Below are 14,034 nucleotides of genomic sequence, written 5' to 3'. Positions count from 1 at the left end.
ATGCTACAAGTAGTCACTCCCTTTATTTTCAGGTCCCCAACCTCCTCTTTCGTGTGCGACGAAAGCCTTTTTATCTTCCAATCCTATGTTATTAACCCATATTAAAGGTTGCTTCATTTTATGTACTCCGTATTTTGTCTGGGTGGATAGTACCACATTAATACAAAAAGAAAAGCCGCACGGTAATTATCGCAAGTTTACGGGATATAATATAAATTAAATCAATTAACATGTAAGTATGGTAGATATAACAGTAGTAGTAGCATTTATTACTTTGGAAACCAAAATTTGCGTTTACCTTTAGATAAAAATGTGTGATTATAGAGTAATAGGTAATATATGAAAAAAGGTTTTACAGCAGGTGCATTTGATTTATTCCATATTGGTCATGCGCGAATGTTTAAAGAGTGTAAAACAGTGTGTGACTATCTTATCATTGGGTTACAGACTGATCCGACGTTGGATAGAGCGTATAAGAATAAACCCACTCAGAGTCTGGAAGAAAGAAAAGAAGTTTTAGAAGCTATAAAATATATTGACGAGGTAATTATATACAATACCGAGGCAGACCTTCACGATATTTTGAAAACATTAGATATAGACATAAGGATTATAGGGGAGGATTGGAAAGGTAAAGAATATACGGGACACGAACTTCCTATTGAAATGTATTTCAATAGCAGAAATCATACATACTCAACCGCATCTTTGAGAAGGAGAGTATATGAAGAAGAGAAAAAGAAAAATATAAAAAACAAGAAACCGCATAAAACTGAATAAAAAAAAGAGCGCCGAAGCGCAAAATACGGATCCTATCATATATTTCTCTATAACTGAAGATTATTGCATGTTTTAAACAATGTAGTATATTGTGTTCAGTTATCGAAACAACGAGGAAAATGATATGGCATTTAGCGTAACAATCCTTTGCCTCGCCTGCGGAAAGAACAAAGAGGTTATGGTTGCTTCTGGAGATCCTTTACCATCGATTTGTGACTCTTGCAAATATAATATAGAGAATAGGAAAAAACAGAAGCATCTTGTAAAATTGAAAAGAATGACTTTGGAAGAACGCATCGCAAAGCTCAAAGAACAGGCATACAGTCATACAAATGTGCCACGTGGATACCAATCCCCACCACGTTACTGACATTAATGATTTATAGTTTAGCCACTCATCATATACATTGTGTGGCTTTTTTTTATTACTAAACAAAAACCCCCACAGAAGCAAAATGCTTCTGTGGGGGTTGTTTATTAAAAGACCACAACATTTTCTTTTTTTATCAGAAACTTGATGTTTCCTTTATGGCCAGTGACATCACCCTCAATGTTGGTAACATCACCTTTAACACCTGTGATGTCGCCATATATATCACTGACATCACCACAAACGTTGGAGATAGCACCCCATATGCCCCAAAGGTTTCCTCGGACATTACTGAATTTGCCCCTAATTTTGGATATATTGCCCCATACATCGGTAACATCACCCCAAACACAGGTGACGTTACCTATAATATTGGTGACGTTGCCCTGTAGGCCATTGACTTTCCCGTCAATATTAGTGACATCACCCTCAATATCGGTAACTCTACCTCGAATGTTACTAACGTCACCTCGGATATTAGTAACATCACCCCAGATATTGGTGACATTACCACGGATGCTGGAAACCTTGCCCTGTATACCACTCACGTCACCTCGGATATTAGTAACATTGCCCGAAATGCGGCTTACATCACCTTCGATGTTAGATACATCACCCCAGATATGACTGACATTACCCTTAACTTTTGAGAAATCTCCCCAGACTCCATCATGTAGTCCTGTGATTTTATCACTGATATTTTTTTGAACTCTTTTGATTATTCGCAAAACCATAATTTTGCCTCCATAGTTGAGTTTCAAAAACTAATTTTCTGATGATATATATGCCATATCTGACCAAATAAGTCAATCGTGTCACAATCATAACGTCCTAGAGCACTACGTGCTCGGACACTCCTAAACCCGACCCAAACACAAAAGCGGCACATGCATGCGCCGCTTTTGTGTTGGTTCAGGGTGGAGATTAATGAACGACGTTAATAACGTTCATAAAAATTAGATGCTACGTCTGCTTATCGAATAGTAGTACAATATTGTAGTAAGTATTTATATAAGTAATTCCTTGATTATTTATGAGCAAAAGAATGAGAATTATATTGTTGGGATTGATGATATGGGTAATAACATTTATAGCAGGCTTCTTTGCCTTCTCCATTTTTGATGTTGAGGAAGGTGGCTCCATAGCTCTATTATGGACTGGAGCAATCAAAGCATTCTCTCTAGGAATTGGTTTAGCTTTGGCGCTATTTTTAGTGTATAGAGATACGAAACAAAACTACATACGTACGGCTTGGGAAGCTGGAATAGTGTGGTATGTAATATTATTATTGGCAGACTTAATTGTTTTAATTGGGCTTTTTGACTTGGAATTAAATTTATGGTTCCCAATGATTTTGAGTAACTTTGTGGTTGCAATAGTAACTGTCGTTGTTGGCTATCTTCTAGCTGGGTCTAAAACTAATTTCGATACATAAAAAAACACATCTAACTTTGTTCGGACTCTAGCATTGTCTGCTGAGTTGCTCGCTTTATCTAAAATTTCAGACTGATTTTTGTGGTACACAAACATTCAAAAAAGTCTTTCGGTTTATAATTTAAAGGTCTTTTTTATACTTCCATATATCTCACGTATTTCTATATACGTAGGAGATTAATGCCTGTCCACCTCTGGCGGGAACGATGCCTGCCCCATAGGGCGTCCGCACGGGCTAGCCGTAGCTAATGCGGAGCATTATGGTACTGGGGTTATCTTTTCTAGAACCGAACGTATGTTCCTGGCCTAAATATTGTTGAACAGTGGTAGCGGTCTCTGAGTTTCCAAAACACTCCGAGAGTGATGAAAGAAATCTTTTAATGGAAATATCACACTATTGTTGTTTAGTGTTTAGAATCGCTTTTAAATAAAATCTTGTATATTTAATTTTTAACCTCCTTTATAAATTTACAGTATTTATTTATATACATAGTGATCTCCGATTGCGAGTAACACAGCTTCATTTTTTGAAAGATACATAAACACAATTCTGAATTTATAATTAACAGAAAAACTATAACGGTCTTTTAATCGTCCGTGTAATACATGAACTTTCAGTTGTTTGTGGTTATTCTTGTCTTTAAACAACTCTATTTTTTCTAGCGTTTCTTCCTGTAATGATTGTTCGAGTTTCCGAAATTGTTTTCTAAATTGCGGAGAAAGTGATACATCCATTGTTTATTTTGAAAGTAACTTCTTTATATCACCACGGAGAATTTTACCATCTGCAACCTCTCTTTCTGCGCGCAACACTGCTTCAACCGCTTCATCCTCTGCAAGGTTTTCGAGTGCTTTTCGCATGACTGCTGCGCGTGTCGCACCAGTACTAGCGACGAGTTGATCAAGATGAGTAATAAGTTCTTTTGAAAGTGGTACAGAAATAGTAGACATAAAATAATGTATTAATTTTTAATATGATTTTATCATATATTTTTTAAACTCGTATGTCAAACCATTTTATACTTCCATATATCTCACGTATCTCTATAGAGAAGGGGATTAACGAATGACGTTATAACCTGCTACATTTTTTATTGACTTGACTGCTAATAATGTATAAGTTTAGCTTAGAAACCACGGTATAAAAGAGGAGGTCAAAAAGTGAAAATAGGTCTTGATTTTGATGGTGTTGTATCTGACTGCGGGAAACTAAAGTCAGATGGTGCAAAAGAGCTTTATGGAGTTGAAATTCCGCCCCATAAGTTCAAAAAGGAAATAGTCATTGGCGAAGGACATCTCACATCAGATCAATACAGGGAGCTCCAGAGGATTATTTACGGAACTAGAAAAATTGGTTTTCTGATGGAGTTAGTCTCTGGGGTGGCACACTATATTCCTAGATTAGTAGACGAGGGGCATGAAATTCTTGTGGTCACATCACGAAGCGAGACTGCGCTACAAATTGCGAAAGAGTGGACGCACAGACAAGGACTTTCACTTAACTTTGTTGGTGTTGGATACGGAAATAGCAAAGAAGATGCGGCGCAGGGTCTTGATGTCTATATTGACGACGACTTGGACAAACTAGAGCCTTTGGTTGGTGTAGTACAAAATCTCTTCCTTTTCTCTTGGGGATATAATGAATACATCCAAGAAGGAAAAGTGGCACAACGAATTGTGTCGTGGGAAGAGTTTTACCAGGTAGTACAGGAGCTGTCCTAACTATGACGACGCCTATCTTTATGAGAGTCCCTTGCAAAAAAAGCGAGGGGCTTTTTCTTTTTCATACTAAATAAAAGCCCTTAAAACAAGCAATTTAATACTTTCATATCTGGTGGAGATGGCGAGAATCGAACTCGCGTGCAACGAAGATTCTTATGATGATTCTACAAAGGTATAGTCTGTTTTAAAAATTTCAGTGTTGTAAGTCTAAAGCAGACAAAATATTACGACACCAAGCCTCTTTGTTTCAAAAATACATCGAGACAGTTGTATTTTCTAGTCCGAAATATATAACATCATATGCATCGCATCGGACACTCGATACACTGATGTCACCCAGACTTTACGCGTGGGCGAATGCAAAATCATTTGCCGTAAAGTACGGAGAAACAAATGATTTTACTTTTGCAGATAAGTTTGCACCTATTTGCGTTCCAAGGTTTTTAATGTGCCTTGGGAACATACCTTGCACATTACAAGAATTATTCCATTGTCTAGGCCGATCATCCCCCTAAAACATATTTTATTCGTAAAATATACTTTAGGCGAACGACCTGCTATTTCAAAGAACTTTTTATTTCACGATTAATTTTTCGTTTTGCTTCTCGCTTTTTTATATCTTCGCGCTTATCGTATTTTTTCTTTCCGCGTACGATTGCAATCCGCAACTTCAGTTTTCGTTCTTTACTATACACTGAAATAGGCACGATTGTCAAGCCCTTTTTGCTCTCAGCGCCCGCAAGTTCGCCAATTTCTTTTTTTGTAAGAAGCAATCGGCGATTACGCAGAGGATCATACTCTTTTGGAGTATTGCTTGGCTGATACGGGGGAATGGATACACCGATTAAATACGCCTCGTCACCGCGTACCGTAATGTGTGTGCCATCAAGAGAGCCCTGCTTCCCACGCAGTGCTTTTACCTCAAAACCCAATAAATCCATTCCGGCCTCAAACTCCTTCAGAATTTCATAGTTTAGATTCACCTTTTTATTTTTTATAAGTATCATATTAGATTTATTACAGCATTTTTTTGCCTGCCATGTAACCAGCGCGAAGCGCTATGGTATTGGGGTTTTGAATCAAAATTGCCATGACCTTTATTTCGTGTCATATTTCTGTATAATATACATCTATGAATTTATTTGGAAAGGACCTCTTTACTAAAAGGAAACATAAAGAGAAAAACACGAAAAAGAGAGGGAATAAACCTCTTATACCAAAAGTACCGGAAAAACAGCGATTCTGGGCTAATTTGATTACCACATTCCTTATTTTTTTCGTCCTCATAAGCGTATATTCGTACTTTACGGAAAATCAGAAAGATACAGAAATCATTCCAATCTCACAACTCGCCCAGGAGATAAACAAAGGCGAGATTGCGACTATAGTGGTTGAGGGAGAAAACATTGAAATAATCTATGTTGATGGGCGGGAAGGCAAATCAAAAAAAGAGGTGGGCACAGCACTCACTGACACACTAATAAACTACGGTGTTGCTCTCGAATCTCTCGTAGATGTGACAATAGAAGTCAAAAGTCCGAGTGGCTTTCGTTTCTGGTTGCTTAATCTCGCTCCGTTTCTAATACCGATTATATTCATTGTTTTTTTTCTATGGTTTATATCGCGTCAGGTAAAAGGTGCTGGTATGCAGGCATTCACTTTTGGACAGTCAAAGGCTCGAATCATTAATCCGAACGACAAAACGCAAAGAGTATTGTTTAAAGATGTGGCAGGTGCCAAAGAAGCAAAAGATGAGCTCATTGAAATTGTTGATTTTCTCAGAAATCCAAAAAAGTTTCTCGATATAGGAGCACGTATTCCAAAGGGTATTATTCTCATGGGCGCACCTGGTACTGGGAAAACATTGTTAGCTCGCGCGGTTGCCGGAGAAGCAAGTGTACCGTTCTTTTCTATTTCCGGTTCAGAATTTGTTGAAATGTTTGTCGGAGTAGGTGCGTCGCGTGTGCGGGACCTCTTCAAGACGGCTAAACACGCTTCACCCGCAATTATTTTTATTGATGAGATTGATGCGGTTGGGCGTGTACGAGGCACAGGAGTCGGTGGTGGAAACGACGAGCGTGAACAAACACTCAACCAAATTCTAGTTGAACTCGACGGATTTGAGCCAAATGAAAAAGTCATTGTCATGGCGGCAACGAACCGACCTGATGTGCTTGATCCGGCACTTCTGCGTCCGGGGCGATTCGACAGGCGCGTGACCATTGACCTACCAGATAGGAAGGATCGGGAGGAAATCCTAAAAATCCACGCACGAAAAAAACCACTTGGTGAAGACGTAAACTTTGTTGTCATTGCCGAACGCACTCCCGGTTTTTCCGGCGCCGACCTGTATTCACTGATGAACGAGGGGGCGATTCTTGCGGCTCGTGAAGACAGAAAAGAAGTAGCGCAGTTTGACCTCGTTCGTTCAATTGAAAAGGTGATGCTCGGACCCGAACGAAAAAGCCACATACTTTCAAAAAAGGAAAAAAGAATTACCGCATACCATGAAGCAGGCCACGCACTTGTCTCGTCTATCCTTCCGCACGCCGACCCTGTCCACAAAATATCGATTATATCGCGAGGAAGTGCAGCAGGTTACACACTTAAACTTCCATTTGAAGACAGAAGAATGCAGTCTAAACGAGAATTCCTCGATGATATCTCCGCTTCTCTCGGTGGGTATGTTGCAGAAAAAATGGTATTTGGCGATTTAACGACAGGACCATCAAATGACCTACAGGTACTGACTGCACTTGCTCGCAATATGGTTACAAAATATGGTATGTCGGACAAAATGGGACCAATGGCTCTTGAAGGGGAAGGAGGACACACACTTTTTGGACGCGGAGTAAACGAAAAAGAATATTCAGAAAAAGTATCCGCAGAAATTGATTCACAAGTAAAAGAAATTATTGACGGTGCATACAGCAAAGCGGAAAAAATATTGACAGAACACAGAGGAGCACTCGATGCTATTGCTAATCAGCTTATAGAAATTGAAACGCTCGAGCGCGAAGAATTTGAAAAAATACTCATCGCAAACAATATCACTCCAAAGAAAAAAGAAGACGATAAAACTTAGTTTTAAAATATAAAAAAATGGCGCCCTATTCACAAATAGGGCGCCCGTTTTATTTTGCTATTTTCCAGGGTATTTTCTCACCTGCCATAAATGGCGTTAAAATATCTGAATTGCTACACACAATTTCGTTTGGAACAGTCCACGGTTCTCGTATAAGGGTCATCTTCCTTTTGTTTACTGGTAATCCGTAAAATTTCGGACCATTTATTGAGGCAAATGACTCAAAAGTAGAAAGCATGCCCTCTTCCTCAAACACACTTGCGTAAAGCTCAATGCCTACAGGTGCATTAAAAATTCCCGCACAACCACATGCATCATATTTTCTATGCTGAAAATGTGGGGCACTGTCAGTTCCAAGGAAAAAACATTTTTTTCCACTAGTCGCGGCTTTACGTAGAGCAATGCGGTTTACTTCTCGCTTAGCAATAGGCAAACAGTACAAGTCAGGTCGTATACCGCCTTCGAAAATATCATTTCTGTTTATACAAAGGTGGTGTGGTGTAATAGTTGCAGCAATATTTCCGTGTTGTTTGTACATTGACCACACAAAACTTGAAGCTTCTTTTGTTGTTATGTGTTCAAGCACAACTTTGAGTTCAGGAAATTCCACAAGTAGTGGGGTCAGGGTTTGATTAATAAAAATGATCTCACGGTCAAATATATCTACCTTGTTACCGTTATGTATCAATTGCTCCCCATGAACAAGTAGAGGCATTCCGATTTTTTGCATTTTCTTAAACACCTGATATATACGTTTAATATCAGTTACACCAGCGTCCGAGTTTGTAGTTGCTCCTGCAGGGTAAAGTTTAGCTGCCACCCAAACACCTTCTTTAAATCCTTTTTCTATTTCTTGGGGATTCGTTTTGTCAGTCAAATAGATGGTCATCAATGGGGTAAAGTTACTCTCTTTTGCAAGAGCAGATATAATCCGTTTTTTGTATGCTTTTGCAAGAGGAATAGATGTTACAGGAGGAAGTAGATTTGGCATAATGATTGCTCTATCAAATCGTTCTTGTGTAAAATGCAGTACTGTATTAAGCATTTCATTATCGCGTACATGACAATGCCAATCATCTGATTTTACCATCTCAATTTTCTTCATTGTTTGATCTCCAGTAGTGTGGTGGGATAATATATTCTGCGAAGCACTGTATCATAATTTCTTTAAAAAAGAAAAGGTCGCGTCCAAACAGGACGCGACATAAAAATCTTTCATTTTTATTAAACTAGATCAAAATATTCAGCGAGAATCTCTGCGAACACCTTTTTTCCAAAAACCTGTGCATGTGTTCCGATTTGCACTGCATCTGCCCCGGCTTCAAGATGTCGTTTTAGCATAATTCCTGAGTCTATACCTCCAACACCAACAAGTCGCATTTTAGAACCAATTTTGTCTATTGCGATGCGTACTTTTTCTACTTGATGGATAGCTTCCTCTTGAATTTTTCTTCCGGATAATCCACCAGTTGGTACGGAAAGAATACCTTTTGTGTTGTAGCCAGGACGAGTGTTCATAATAACGATTTCATCAACTTCTGAAGTGTGAAGTATTTCCACGACCTCATTGATTATGCTATCAGGTAGGGGTGAGAGTTTTACAGCGATTTGTTTTTTCCCACGAAATCTTGTGACTCTATCCATCACTTCGTCTATTGTTAACCTAAGAGCTGTCACATCATGTGAAATAATTTCATGTCGCGCACCATCTTTCCAGATATTCGGACAACCAACGTTGATTTCAATTGTCGAAACATCTGTTCCAGAAAGAAATGAAGTCATGTCTGATAAATCCCCAGGTTCAATAGGAGCGATGCTGATACGTAACGGTTTGTTACTTGATGCATCTGTCATATCGTTGATGTTACAACGTAGATAATCGAGACCTCCATTAGGCATTCCTTTGGAATTTACATAGCTGCCAGGTTCAATTTCTACAAATGTTGGTTCTTTATTTCCTGCACGTTCTAATCTTGTGAATGATCCAGCAACGATTTCGTTAACTGTATCCATGTTAGACAACTTTCGTATATCGTCAGGTGTTCTAAGCCAGCCCGCAGCCGGCATTATGTAAGGTGTATTCATTTTGATTCCTCAAAGATCAGTTATTACTGTGGGGTACAGTAGCAAGATGCATGTGTAATGGCAAATAATGTCGTTTTATTGTCTATGGCACCATTTTGGGCTATAGTTTTTGTATCACTCTCAACTTATTGGCGAGTGGTGTGTGCATGCGCGCATAGCTCAGTTGGTAGAGCACGGAGCTTATATCTCCGCGGTCCTAGGTTCGAGTCCTAGTGCGCGCACTGGTATGATTTTTGAGGGTTTGATGCATTGCCTTTTGCAGGTGGAATGATAATGATAAGATGTAATCAAAGTGATGAATAAATTTTAAACACAAAATTTCTATGGCAGAAGATACAAACAACAGGGAAAATATAGATTCAAATAGCACGCTCAAAGATTCTGGTACTGGTGTGAAGTTTCAAGAGGAATTGCAACAATCTGCTCAGTATTCTTATTCTAATACTCCAAGAGCTGTCCAATGGGTCATTAGATATTCAGGTGGATACATTAAGGATGAAAAGCAAGCAAATTATGTTTTAATTGGATTTGTGGTGGCGGCGGTTATTATTTCGCTGTTTCTGGTTTTTGGAGATGGAAATGAACAAAATACCTTTACACCGAGCGCTGATGCACCTCCAGCAGAAGTTGTCCCACCGGCTGAATTTTAAAATTGTGTATTTAAAATATAGCAACAATAAAGGATTTACACTTATTGAGCTTCTTGTGGTTATTGCAATCATTGGAATTCTTTCCTCTGTAGTTTTGGCAAGTTTGAACACCGCAAGAACAAAAGCAAAAGACGCTAAAAGATTGTCAGACATGAAACAAATCCAACTCGCTTTGGAATTTTATTATGATTCTAATAACCAATATCCTGGACCAGTTTCAAGTTATGGTGAGGGTTCAACTTGCGGCGGATGGGATACTTCCAGATTAGATAGTGACGGGGATGGGCGTCCTTTTATTGAGCCGCTTATTGATGGGAAATTTTTCTCTATTGTTCCGACAGACCCACTCGATTCTTCTGGAACATCTTGCGGTGGTTATGATTATTATCGTTATAGCGCAGGAAGCTATGGTTGTGATTCCTCAAAAGGTGCTTTCTTCGTGCTCGGTGTTAGAAACATGGAGAGTAGCGATAGACCGCATCCTTCAAGTCCTGGTTGGAGTTGTCCATCTAGAGATTGGCAGGTTGAGTTTGATTGGGTGATTGGCAAGTTTACCAGCTAGATTTTATCAAATCTTTAGGTAAATACACTACTCAAGGTGGAGAGAGTGTTCTCTTTTTTTAATTTCTTGCTGTAACTGCGGATGCTTTTTGAAATCAGGGTCCTCTGCAACTAATTTTTGTGCTTCACTTCGAGCCGCCTCAACCATTTTGATATTTTTCATTGCTTCCATTGCTATGTCGGAAAGTCCTGATTGTTTTCTGCCGTAGAGTTCTCCCGAGCCGCGATTTGAAAGGTCAAACTCAGCTAATTCAAAACCATTTTTTGCACCCTGAAGTGCTTTGAGTCGCTCTATCGTTTTTGAGCCCTTGGTGTCTGCGAATACAAAGCAGTAAGACTGGTGAGTACTGCGCAGAACACGTCCGCGTAGCTGGTGAAGCTGTGCGAGACCAAATCGCTCCGCTCCTTCTATAATAATAACCGTAGCATTAGGCACATTGACCCCGACCTCAACGACCGATGTTGCAACCAGTATATTAATTTCTTTTTTCAAAAAACGCTCCATTATTTCATCTTTTTCTTTTGGCTTTATTTTACTGTGGAGGATTTCAATCTCATATTCTTGGAAAACATCTTTCTTTAACCGCTTTGCTTCTTCTTTTACTGATTTTACATTAAGGGCAAGTTCCTTTTTTGGATCCGGCTCATCAATGCGTGGACAGATAACATACATTTGTCTGCCACTTTTTAATTCGTTTCTGATTTTTTCATATATTTTCTCCCGTCCAGCTTGTAGCACAGTCTCAGTGATAACTGGTTTTCTTCCGGGAGGCATTTCATCAAGCAGAGTCAAGTCAAGGTCACCGTATATGGTGAGTGCGAGTGTTCGTGGTATCGGAGTGGCAGTCATAGATAGAAGGTGAGGGGATATGTTGTCTTTTCTCGCAAGTTTTTGTCGTTGCGCGGTGCCGAAGCGGTGCTGTTCATCAATAATGACATATGCGAGATTTTCGAATTTCACCGATTTTTGTATAAGTGCATGGGTGCCAATCAGGATTGGAATCTCGCCGTTTTCTACCCACTTGAGAAGTTGTGAGCGTGAGATGTCTGTAGCACCACCTGGGTCTACTTTAGATGGAAATTTCTTGCATCCGCTTGATGTAATGAGCCCTATGTTTATAGGCATGTGGGAAAAATACGATATAAATGATTCAAAATGTTGTTTTGCAAGAATTTCAGTTGGCACCATATATGCAGTTTGGAGATTTCCGAAATCTTGTCCCATGGGGTTGGTTGTTGTTACCGAGTACACTGTGGAAGCGGCGACTGCGGTTTTACCGGAGCCAACATCGCCCTCTAAGAGTCGAGACATAGGTAGGGGTGTCTTAAAATCATTCAGAATTTCATCGACAGCTCTCTGTTGAGCATTTGTCATCTTGAAAGGGAATCTATCGGTGAAGTTTTCGAGTTTTTTTCTATCTACATTTATTTTAAAGGAAGATTTTTTCTCATACTCATGCCGCTCCTTTTGTTTTGCAAGTTGGATAAAAAATACTTCTTCAAATGCAAACCGTTTTCGTGCTGACATGCAGTCCGCTGTTTTTTTGGGCGTATGAATCCACACGAGTGCAGTTTTGAGTGTCGGTAAATTATATTTTTTTAAAATTGCAGGCGGAACAAAGTCTTCAATGCTATCGAGTATACCGTTTGTGAACATCTTTACTATTGCATGGTAGAACCACCTTGAGGTAATACCTCTGCTTTCTGGATATACAGGGTAGAACATTTGTTTGTTTTGTTTATCCCCATTATTTTTAAACAAAGAATCCCCGGTGTCTAAAGGAATTTCAGATACTACTGCAATTTCTGGATTTGCTAAATACAGGCTTGTTTCACTTCCAGTCACTTTCCCGGCAAGTTTTACATGAGAGCCATTTTCAATCATCTTTGCAATGTATGGCTGATGGAACCAGATGACTTTTATTTTTCCCGTGCTGTCTTCTATAAAACCCTCGGCTATTGGAGTCTTTTTTCTAAATGCTTTTTTGGTTTTAAGCGAGTGTATTTTGCCATACAGGACAGCAGTATCTCCTTTTTTCAAATCTGCTATTGGTTTAGTGTCTGAAATACTTTCGTATCGAGACGGATAGTGAAAGAGAAGATCTCCAATAGTTACTAGATTGAGTTTTTTAAGTGCTTGTTTGTGCGTGTGTCCAAGCCGGTTAAAATGCTTTTCTATAGTATCGTCCAATGTCATGGTCTGTGCGTATCAGTATATACAAAAAAGACGGCTTATGCCGTCCAGATGCCCCCTACGCACGTTTGTGTTCGCGATAGTGAAGCGTTGCTAGTGCGAGCGTCATAAAGAGGATAGATACGTCTCTAAAGAGCACATCGAAAATTTGTATATTGAAGAAAATGATAAGCATCAAATATATTGAAGCGAGGACACTCGGAAAGAAAATATGTTTTCCTGAGAGTATCCAAATCGCGATAGCGATCTTAGAAATACCAAATACGGAAAGGAGCATAATCTCATTTGGAAACATGTCTCGAATAAAAATTGGGAAGAATCCAATCCATGAAGTTGGATCAAAAAATGCCGCAACCGCTGGGTATATAAATGCAAATGCAACACCTAAACGAAGCAGAAACATCACGAATTCTCGTTCTTTCATTATTATTGGTTATTGTACGATAATGATTCCCGTTTTCACTGGACTGAGGTGGTCATGGTATTTCCAAGAACCAACGTGGTCAAATGTAAAGGTCCACGATTCTCCTTTCGGAATTCTTCTACAGACATCAAATGCACTACCGAGGCAGTCGGCATCAGTTTTTTCTGGATATATGGAATGGGTCGGATGAAAATTAGAACTCGGCCACATATTTCGACCGCTCTCATTTACAAACTCAACTGCTTCTCCTTTGCTAATAGTAACTGTGCTCGGACTGAATCCGCTGTTTGAGTATGTAACAGTCGCAGCAGATGGTTTTTCTGGCAGTGGCGGTTCGGCAGGTGGTTGCGCAAGATCGTCAGAAGAATTGGCAGGGTCTTCGTTTACCATTGTTTCATTTTTTGGTGTATTCTTATTTGGATCATCAACAACTTGAGTAACTTGTTGTGTGCCATTTGTCACATTCTCAGTGCCATCTCTTAGAAGGAGAAATCCCAAAAATGCTACAACAATCAGTAACGTAACTGCAACAATGGCGTTTTTACTCATACAATATAATATAGCACTCTTTACTCCTCCGGGAAATTATCCTGTGTGTGAGGAGGGTCTAAACAGTGGTTCAATATGCGAACTTAATAGTCTGCCTAATCGTATAAGAAGCACTTCATTATTGAAGTAATCTTTTTGCAGCTATTTGGTAATTGAAGTTAGATGAAAAGAGTATAGAAA

The 14,034-nt window shown here is 39.3% G+C and carries 16 protein-coding genes, 1 tRNA gene and 1 other RNA gene; 9 read left to right on the top strand and 9 right to left on the bottom strand.

Annotated elements, in window-relative coordinates:
• The first annotated feature begins 339 nt into the window (after window positions 1–339).
• From IIB50_02085 to IIB50_02070, 4 genes are all read left to right on the top strand, one after another.
• The gene (locus IIB50_02085) at window positions 340–780 is read left to right on the top strand and encodes an adenylyltransferase/cytidyltransferase family protein (GenBank protein ID MCH7529883.1); all 441 of its coding nucleotides are present in this window, start codon (window positions 340–342) and stop codon (window positions 778–780) included.
• A gap of 124 nt (window positions 781–904) precedes the next feature.
• The gene (locus tag IIB50_02080; protein MCH7529882.1) at window positions 905–1,150 is read left to right on the top strand and encodes a hypothetical protein; all 246 of its coding nucleotides are present in this window, start codon (window positions 905–907) and stop codon (window positions 1,148–1,150) included.
• A 354-nt stretch (window positions 1,151–1,504) separates the two neighbouring features.
• Window positions 1,505–1,777: a hypothetical protein gene (locus IIB50_02075; GenBank protein ID MCH7529881.1), complete on the top strand. Its 273-nt coding sequence runs from the start codon at window positions 1,505–1,507 to the stop codon at window positions 1,775–1,777.
• 442 nt (window positions 1,778–2,219) lie between these two features.
• Complete coding sequence (locus IIB50_02070; GenBank protein MCH7529880.1) at window positions 2,220–2,585, top strand: hypothetical protein; 366 nt, start codon at window positions 2,220–2,222, stop codon at window positions 2,583–2,585.
• A gap of 476 nt (window positions 2,586–3,061) precedes the next feature.
• Here IIB50_02070 and IIB50_02065 read toward each other — a convergent pair whose 3' ends face one another.
• Both IIB50_02065 and IIB50_02060 read right to left on the bottom strand, forming a co-directional pair.
• Window positions 3,062–3,319, bottom strand: a complete 258-nt coding sequence (locus tag IIB50_02065) for a hypothetical protein (protein ID MCH7529879.1) — start codon at window positions 3,317–3,319, stop codon at window positions 3,062–3,064.
• Between the two features lie 3 nt (window positions 3,320–3,322).
• A complete protein-coding gene (locus IIB50_02060; GenBank protein ID MCH7529878.1) occupies window positions 3,323–3,535 on the bottom strand; it encodes a ribbon-helix-helix protein, CopG family in 213 nt (70 codons plus the stop codon).
• A gap of 210 nt (window positions 3,536–3,745) precedes the next feature.
• Here IIB50_02060 and IIB50_02055 point away from each other — a divergent pair, with 210 nt between their 5' ends.
• Entirely contained in the window at window positions 3,746–4,306 is a 561-nt protein-coding gene (locus tag IIB50_02055; protein ID MCH7529877.1) for a hypothetical protein, read from the top strand.
• A 110-nt stretch (window positions 4,307–4,416) separates the two neighbouring features.
• On the opposite strand, the gene ssrA is transcribed toward IIB50_02055, so the two are convergent.
• Window positions 4,417–4,817, bottom strand: a transfer-messenger RNA (tmRNA) gene (gene ssrA / locus IIB50_02050).
• Between the two features lie 46 nt (window positions 4,818–4,863).
• Window positions 4,864–5,313: an SsrA-binding protein SmpB gene (gene smpB / locus IIB50_02045; protein MCH7529876.1), complete on the bottom strand. Its 450-nt coding sequence runs from the start codon at window positions 5,311–5,313 to the stop codon at window positions 4,864–4,866.
• A 125-nt stretch (window positions 5,314–5,438) separates the two neighbouring features.
• Here smpB and ftsH point away from each other — a divergent pair, with 125 nt between their 5' ends.
• The gene (ftsH, locus tag IIB50_02040) at window positions 5,439–7,391 is read left to right on the top strand and encodes an ATP-dependent zinc metalloprotease FtsH (protein ID MCH7529875.1); all 1,953 of its coding nucleotides are present in this window, start codon (window positions 5,439–5,441) and stop codon (window positions 7,389–7,391) included.
• Between the two features lie 49 nt (window positions 7,392–7,440).
• On the opposite strand, the gene pyrC is transcribed toward ftsH, so the two are convergent.
• The gene (gene pyrC, locus IIB50_02035) at window positions 7,441–8,496 is read right to left on the bottom strand and encodes a dihydroorotase (protein MCH7529874.1); all 1,056 of its coding nucleotides are present in this window, start codon (window positions 8,494–8,496) and stop codon (window positions 7,441–7,443) included.
• A 119-nt stretch (window positions 8,497–8,615) separates the two neighbouring features.
• Window positions 8,616–9,476 (bottom strand): hypothetical protein, encoded by an 861-nt coding sequence (locus IIB50_02030; protein MCH7529873.1) that lies wholly within the window; start codon window positions 9,474–9,476, stop codon window positions 8,616–8,618.
• A 148-nt stretch (window positions 9,477–9,624) separates the two neighbouring features.
• Here IIB50_02030 and IIB50_02025 point away from each other — a divergent pair.
• The 3 genes from IIB50_02025 (at window position 9,625) to IIB50_02015 (ending at window position 10,688) form a co-directional block, all read left to right on the top strand.
• Window positions 9,625–9,697 (top strand) — tRNA-Ile (locus tag IIB50_02025).
• A gap of 102 nt (window positions 9,698–9,799) precedes the next feature.
• On the top strand, window positions 9,800–10,126 hold the full coding sequence (locus IIB50_02020; protein MCH7529872.1) for a hypothetical protein: 327 nt from the start codon (window positions 9,800–9,802) through the stop codon (window positions 10,124–10,126).
• On the top strand, window positions 10,086–10,688 hold the full coding sequence (locus IIB50_02015; protein MCH7529871.1) for a type II secretion system protein: 603 nt from the start codon (window positions 10,086–10,088) through the stop codon (window positions 10,686–10,688). Before IIB50_02020 ends, IIB50_02015 begins: the two co-directional genes overlap by 41 nt.
• Before the next feature lie 27 nt (window positions 10,689–10,715).
• Here the strand turns inward: IIB50_02015 and recG are convergent, their stop codons facing one another.
• Genes recG through IIB50_02000 form a run of 3 tightly spaced genes read right to left on the bottom strand, consistent with a single transcriptional unit; the run spans window position 10,716 to window position 13,854 of the window.
• Window positions 10,716–12,884 carry an ATP-dependent DNA helicase RecG gene (gene recG, locus IIB50_02010; GenBank protein ID MCH7529870.1) on the bottom strand — a complete coding sequence of 723 codons (2,169 nt, stop codon included), beginning with the start codon at window positions 12,882–12,884 and terminating at the stop codon, window positions 10,716–10,718.
• A 55-nt stretch (window positions 12,885–12,939) separates the two neighbouring features.
• Window positions 12,940–13,305: a hypothetical protein gene (locus tag IIB50_02005; GenBank protein MCH7529869.1), complete on the bottom strand. Its 366-nt coding sequence runs from the start codon at window positions 13,303–13,305 to the stop codon at window positions 12,940–12,942.
• A gap of 9 nt (window positions 13,306–13,314) precedes the next feature.
• A complete protein-coding gene (locus tag IIB50_02000; protein ID MCH7529868.1) occupies window positions 13,315–13,854 on the bottom strand; it encodes a hypothetical protein in 540 nt (179 codons plus the stop codon).
• Between the last annotated feature and the right edge of the window lie 180 nt (window positions 13,855–14,034).

The sequence above is a fragment of the Patescibacteria group bacterium genome (assembly GCA_022560785.1).
Classification (GTDB): Bacteria; Patescibacteriota; Minisyncoccia; order Phycocordibacterales; family JADFSL01; genus JADFSL01.
The sequence above is the reverse complement of the archived record's forward strand: the minus strand, read 5'-3'. Positions and strand labels throughout refer to the sequence as shown.